8 protein-coding genes are annotated in these 4,598 nt (G+C 46.0%); all 8 read left to right on the top strand.

Annotated features, from left to right (window positions below; genetic code table 11):
* Positions 1–355 (top strand): elongation factor P (locus DT343_RS18565; RefSeq protein WP_146756796.1); only part of this gene is annotated, 355 nt, incomplete at its 5' end.
* 12 nt (positions 356–367) lie between these two features.
* Positions 368–964: a YdbL family protein gene (locus tag DT343_RS18560; protein ID WP_112863928.1), complete on the top strand. Its 597-nt coding sequence runs from the start codon at positions 368–370 to the stop codon at positions 962–964.
* Positions 964–1,251, top strand: coding sequence for a hypothetical protein (locus tag DT343_RS18555; RefSeq protein WP_220116879.1), 288 nt, complete (start codon positions 964–966; stop codon positions 1,249–1,251). Before DT343_RS18560 ends, DT343_RS18555 begins: the two co-directional genes overlap by 1 nt.
* On the top strand, positions 1,226–1,756 hold the full coding sequence (locus DT343_RS18550; RefSeq protein WP_220116877.1) for a 3'-5' exonuclease: 531 nt from the start codon (positions 1,226–1,228) through the stop codon (positions 1,754–1,756). The genes DT343_RS18555 and DT343_RS18550 overlap by 26 nt, the downstream gene beginning before the upstream one ends.
* Positions 1,749–2,072 carry a DUF1820 family protein gene (locus DT343_RS18545; protein ID WP_112863926.1) on the top strand — a complete coding sequence of 108 codons (324 nt, stop codon included), beginning with the start codon at positions 1,749–1,751 and terminating at the stop codon, positions 2,070–2,072. The genes DT343_RS18550 and DT343_RS18545 overlap by 8 nt, the downstream gene beginning before the upstream one ends.
* Before the next feature lie 26 nt (positions 2,073–2,098).
* Positions 2,099–2,929 carry a hypothetical protein gene (locus tag DT343_RS18540; protein WP_146756795.1) on the top strand — a complete coding sequence of 277 codons (831 nt, stop codon included), beginning with the start codon at positions 2,099–2,101 and terminating at the stop codon, positions 2,927–2,929.
* 826 nt (positions 2,930–3,755) lie between these two features.
* Complete coding sequence (locus DT343_RS18535; RefSeq protein WP_112863923.1) at positions 3,756–4,253, top strand: hypothetical protein; 498 nt, start codon at positions 3,756–3,758, stop codon at positions 4,251–4,253.
* A 38-nt stretch (positions 4,254–4,291) separates the two neighbouring features.
* On the top strand, positions 4,292–4,598 hold a 307-nt coding region (locus DT343_RS18530), incomplete at its 3' end, for a hypothetical protein (protein WP_220116875.1).

The following is a 4,598-nucleotide window of genomic DNA, read 5'->3' as shown; positions in this document are numbered from 1 at the left end:
GCAATATTTGTATAAAGACGGCGACAATTGGTATTTCATGAATGCGGAAACTTTCGAGCAACTGCCGGCGCCGCAAAGTGCGATTGAAGATGTGGAAAAATGGCTGAAAGAACAGGATGAATGCACCGTCGTATTATGGAACGGCAATATCATCAGCGTAACTGCACCGAATTTTATCGAGCGCAAAATCATTGATACCGATCCTGGCTTGCGCGGCGATACTTCCGGTGGCGGCGGCAAACCGGCGACGATTGAAACCGGTGCGGTGGTGCGTGTGCCATTGTTCTTGAATATCGGCGATGTGATTAAAATCGATACCCGCAGCGGCGAATATTTAGGTCGTGCAAAAGAATAAACGGAGGCGAATATGCTTGCGCTGAAAAGAAGTTCATGGCTGGTGCTGCTATTGGCATTAGCGGCTTGTGTTACCGTTAATATCTATTTCCCTGCGGCTGCCGCGGAAAAAGCGGCGGATCAAATCATCGAAGATATTTGGCAGGGTGCGGAAAATGCGCCGCTACCGCCGCAAGCAAGCAATGATAGGCATTGGGATGAACCGATGCGGCGTGCATTAGTGGCGGTAGTGAGTATGTCAAGCCGCACGGCCTATGCGCAAGACATCGACTTCAATGCCAATTCTGCCGAGATTTCTGCGATTAAATCGCGGATGAGCGCGCGATTTGGCAAAATCCGTCCTTACTATGCTTCAGGCGCCATCGGTTTTGCAGACAATGGCTACGTGGTTTTGCGCGATGCTTCTGTCGTGCCGATGCCCGAGCGCGGACAAGCGCAGCAATTGGTCAACGCAGAAAATGCCGACCGCAAAGCGCTATATGCGGCGATTGCCAAAGCCAATAATCAGCCCGGTTGGGCGGATCAAATCCGCCAAGTATTTGCCCAACGCTGGATTGAGCAAGCGGAAAGCGGCTGGTGGGTAGAAAGCGGCGGCTGGAAGCAGAAATAATGCTAGATAATAACGTCCTAATTTTTGATATTGAAACCGTCGCTGATTGCGACGGTTATCGTTTATTGCATCGGCTGCCCGAGGATTTAAGCGAAAACGAGATTGTCGCCATCATGAATAATGAGCGCTTGGCGGAAAACGGAAGCACGTTTTACCGCCATCATCTGCATAAAGTGGTGGCGATTTCTTTATTGCTGTTGAGCGGCAATAAAATCAAATTATGGAGCTTGGGACGGGAAAACGAAACGGAGCAAAGCCTGATTGCCCGCTTTTTTTGCCGGCATTGATAAAACATTGCCTACATTAGTGAGCTGGAACGGTAGCGGATTTGATTTGCCCGTTTTGCATTACCGTGCCTTATTTCACGGCATTAGTGCGCCGGCATATTTTGAAATCGGCGAGCAAGACAATCAATTCCGCTACAACAACTACATCAGTCGTTTTCATTGGCGGCATATTGACATGATGGACGTACTGTCCGGCTATCAAGCTAATACGCGCGCCTCCTTAAACGATGTGGCGAAACTCTGCGCTTTGCCGGGAAAACTCGATACCGACGGTTCTCAAGTGCAAACCTTATGGCAAAACGGCGAAAAAGAAAAAATCTGCGATTACTGCGAAACCGATGTGCTCAATACCTACGGCGTTTACCTGCGTTTTGAACTTTTGCGCGGAAGATTGCAGCCGGCGGAATACGAGGAAAAAATCGCCCAATTGCGCGCTTATTTGCAGCATCTGTCGGAAAACGGCGCCACTCATATCACGGAATTTTTAGAGGTCTGGCATGTATGATTCAAAAGCAGACGTGATTTATCGCGTGCAATTCAAAACGGATGACAAACATTACGACTTATTTGTCCGTCACGTCTATCCTTCGGATATGTCAGGATTTATCTGTTTGGAAGGCTTTACCTTTCTTGAGGAAAACCGTAGAATTATCGATCCGCGCACCGAAAAATTGAGCTTGGAATTCGGGCAGGTGGAAACCGCCTTTATTCCTTATTACCAAATTATCCGCATAGACCAAGTCAAACAAGTCGGCGAAAGCCGTATCAGTGACGCGCAAAACAGCGGTAAAATCCGCCATTTTCCGCAAGCAAGCCATTAAACAAATGATGAAGTCTTATTCATAATTTGGCGTTTGACTTTTACATCATCAAGCGACAAGCTATGATGATTTACGTTCATTACTTTACATTTTGGAGACCAACCATGAACACAAAAAATTTAGCGATTGCCTTATTATTATCTGCCGGTCTGCTGAGCGCTTGTTCCGACGATACAAAAGAAAAAGCAGCTAATGCTGCCGAGCAAACCGGTGCTGCGGTCAGCTCTGCTGCCCAAGATGCGAAAGCGGCGGCAGGAGAAGCGGCTCAAGCAGCAAAAGAAGCTACTTCAAATGCTGCACAAGCAACTAAAGAAGCGACTCAAACTGCCGGTGAGAAAATGGCAGAAGTGGCGCATGATGCCAAAGAAGCGACCGCAAACGCTGTCGAATCTGCCAGTGAAAGCATTGCGCAAACATCAGAAGATATCAAACAAGGTGCGGCAGAGCTCAAAGCAGATGCACAAGCAGCCGCAGCGCATGCTGCAGATACTGTATCTAATGCCGCTGCAACAGCAGCAGAAGACGTCAAACAGGCTACAAGCCAAGCTGCCGTAAATGGGGAACATGCCGTAGAAAATGCAGCCAGTGCCGTATTGGAAGCGACTCAAGAAGCAGCGGACAACATCCGCAATCAAGGTGCGGAATTAAGCAGCCCTACGCAAAATGCCGCTGAAGACAGCGCTGAAAAAGTCGCGGAAGCGGCGGAAAAAGCAGCCGAACACGTTCATGAGCATGGTGCCGTCTCGGTTGATGCCGCTGCAGAACGGGTGGCAAATGCTGCAGAAGGTGCAGCTGCGGAAGTAAAAATGGAAGCTCAAGACATTATTCAAAAAGCGGATAGTGAAATCGCTAAATAAGTTGGCGGATACGTAGAAAAAACCTCGCAAATTTTGCGAGGTTTTTATTGCTTAGATTTAACCCTGAAAAGTAAGAATGCAGTCGAAGAAGTGAAAATTATAGTCGAATAATTGAATAGTATAGTCAATTCATGACAAAGACGAACATTATATTTTTAACCTTAGCTTAGGCATTTATGCCGGACTGACACACGCCATAACAAATTGTATTGGGTATAAATATCTAATCTAATAATTTATAAAGAAGTAGGTCGGATTCTTGAATCCGACAAATTTATATTTTAAGTAATGTCGGATACAAGTATCCGATCTACCCGATTGAAAAATGATTAATTTTGCCATAAATTGACTATATTGCGCGCCTTGTACTACTTTTTCACTTTTCCGACTATAAATCAAAGAATTGAAAAACTGACACAAGATGGCGAGTTACAGACGTTAGAGAAGGTATGAAAAAGAGAGGCGAATCTGTAACTCTTTGTAAATTCTTTGACTTATATCCAAGCAAATAATATGAGAAATTACTTACAAAGATTTTTGTAATTTAGTGGCTTAGAAACTGCACGCGGAAAAGCACCGCTTTTCACAAGTGATTTAGAAAAAACGAAAATTGCGATATTTTTTTAATTGAAACTACTTTTTCGTAAATTGAAGTTTCTAACAAACTTGTCAGAATTGAAGACAAAAAAATAATTGGCTTAAAAATTGCTTTTGGCTTAAAATAGCTTTTAAGCTTTTAAGCTTTTAAGCTTTTAAGCTTTTAAGCTTTATTGAAATTTTTTTGCATCAAAGCAAATATTGTCTTCATTAAAGCAAAGGAAATTTTATGTCCAACATAAAACGCATCATACCCGGCCTGCTCTCATTGGCTTTAGCCGCCTGTGCCCATCAAGGCAATCACATCAGCTGGCAAGACTTCAATCAAAGCGGCGTACAAGAAGCACAAGCACAGCAAGGCCTGTTGGTTTTCTACCGCAGCGGGGAAGAGAAAATGGGCTCGGCCGTAAACCTCTCTATTGACGGACAATATCTCAGCTCCCTACTTGCCGGCGGACACATCAGCACCCCCGTATGCCCCAGTGCCCACCAAATCACCGCCGTTCCCACAGGCAAAGACCAAGCCTACCTAAACAAACTCAAGCAACACGGCAGCAGCCTCAACATCCAAGCAGGGCAAACCGTTTACATCAAAATCCATAGCGACGGCAACAACGCGCAACTCCAACAAATCGACCCGCAAACCGCCCAAACAGAACTTGCGCAGACCCGAACACAAGCCCACACCCTCGCGCGCCTGAGCCCAAGCATCAGCTGCGCCCACTAAACACGTATCAAGAAACACAAAGCAAAAGGTAAAAACACATGGCAACAATCACAGTATCCATCCAACAAGGCAACAACACCCTTAACAGCCACCGCCTCGCCACAGAAAACACAGAAGCCCTACGCATCCAAGCGCAAAAAAACGTCAACTACCTATTAACAGACGAAAGCACAGGCTTCGCCCCTGAAAACCTCACCGCCACCCGACACGGCAAAGACCTGCATATCGCCTTCGAAGGCAGCCAAGAAGCCGACCTCATCATTGAAAACTACTACGAAGACGGCAACAACAACCTCCTCATCGGCCTACACGAAAACGGTCAATACTACGCCTACATTCCGGAAT

This window comes from Brevundimonas vesicularis, from assembly GCF_900445985.1.
Taxonomy (GTDB): Bacteria; Pseudomonadota; Alphaproteobacteria; order Caulobacterales; family Caulobacteraceae; genus Brevundimonas; species Brevundimonas vesicularis_D.
Note: the sequence above shows the minus strand (reverse complement) of the source record. Positions and strands in the feature narration are given on the sequence as shown.

Bases quoted from the DNA above. Each gene is read 5' to 3' on its own strand.
- DT343_RS18535 (WP_112863923.1), top strand. From the start codon at position 3,756: ATGTCCAACATAAAACGCATCATACCCGGCCTGCTCTCATTGGCTTTA.
- DT343_RS18560 (WP_112863928.1), top strand. From the start codon at position 368: ATGCTTGCGCTGAAAAGAAGTTCATGGCTGGTGCTGCTATTGGCATTA.
- DT343_RS18555 (WP_220116879.1), top strand. From the start codon at position 964: ATGCTAGATAATAACGTCCTAATTTTTGATATTGAAACCGTCGCTGAT.
- DT343_RS18545 (WP_112863926.1), top strand. From the start codon at position 1,749: ATGTATGATTCAAAAGCAGACGTGATTTATCGCGTGCAATTCAAAACG.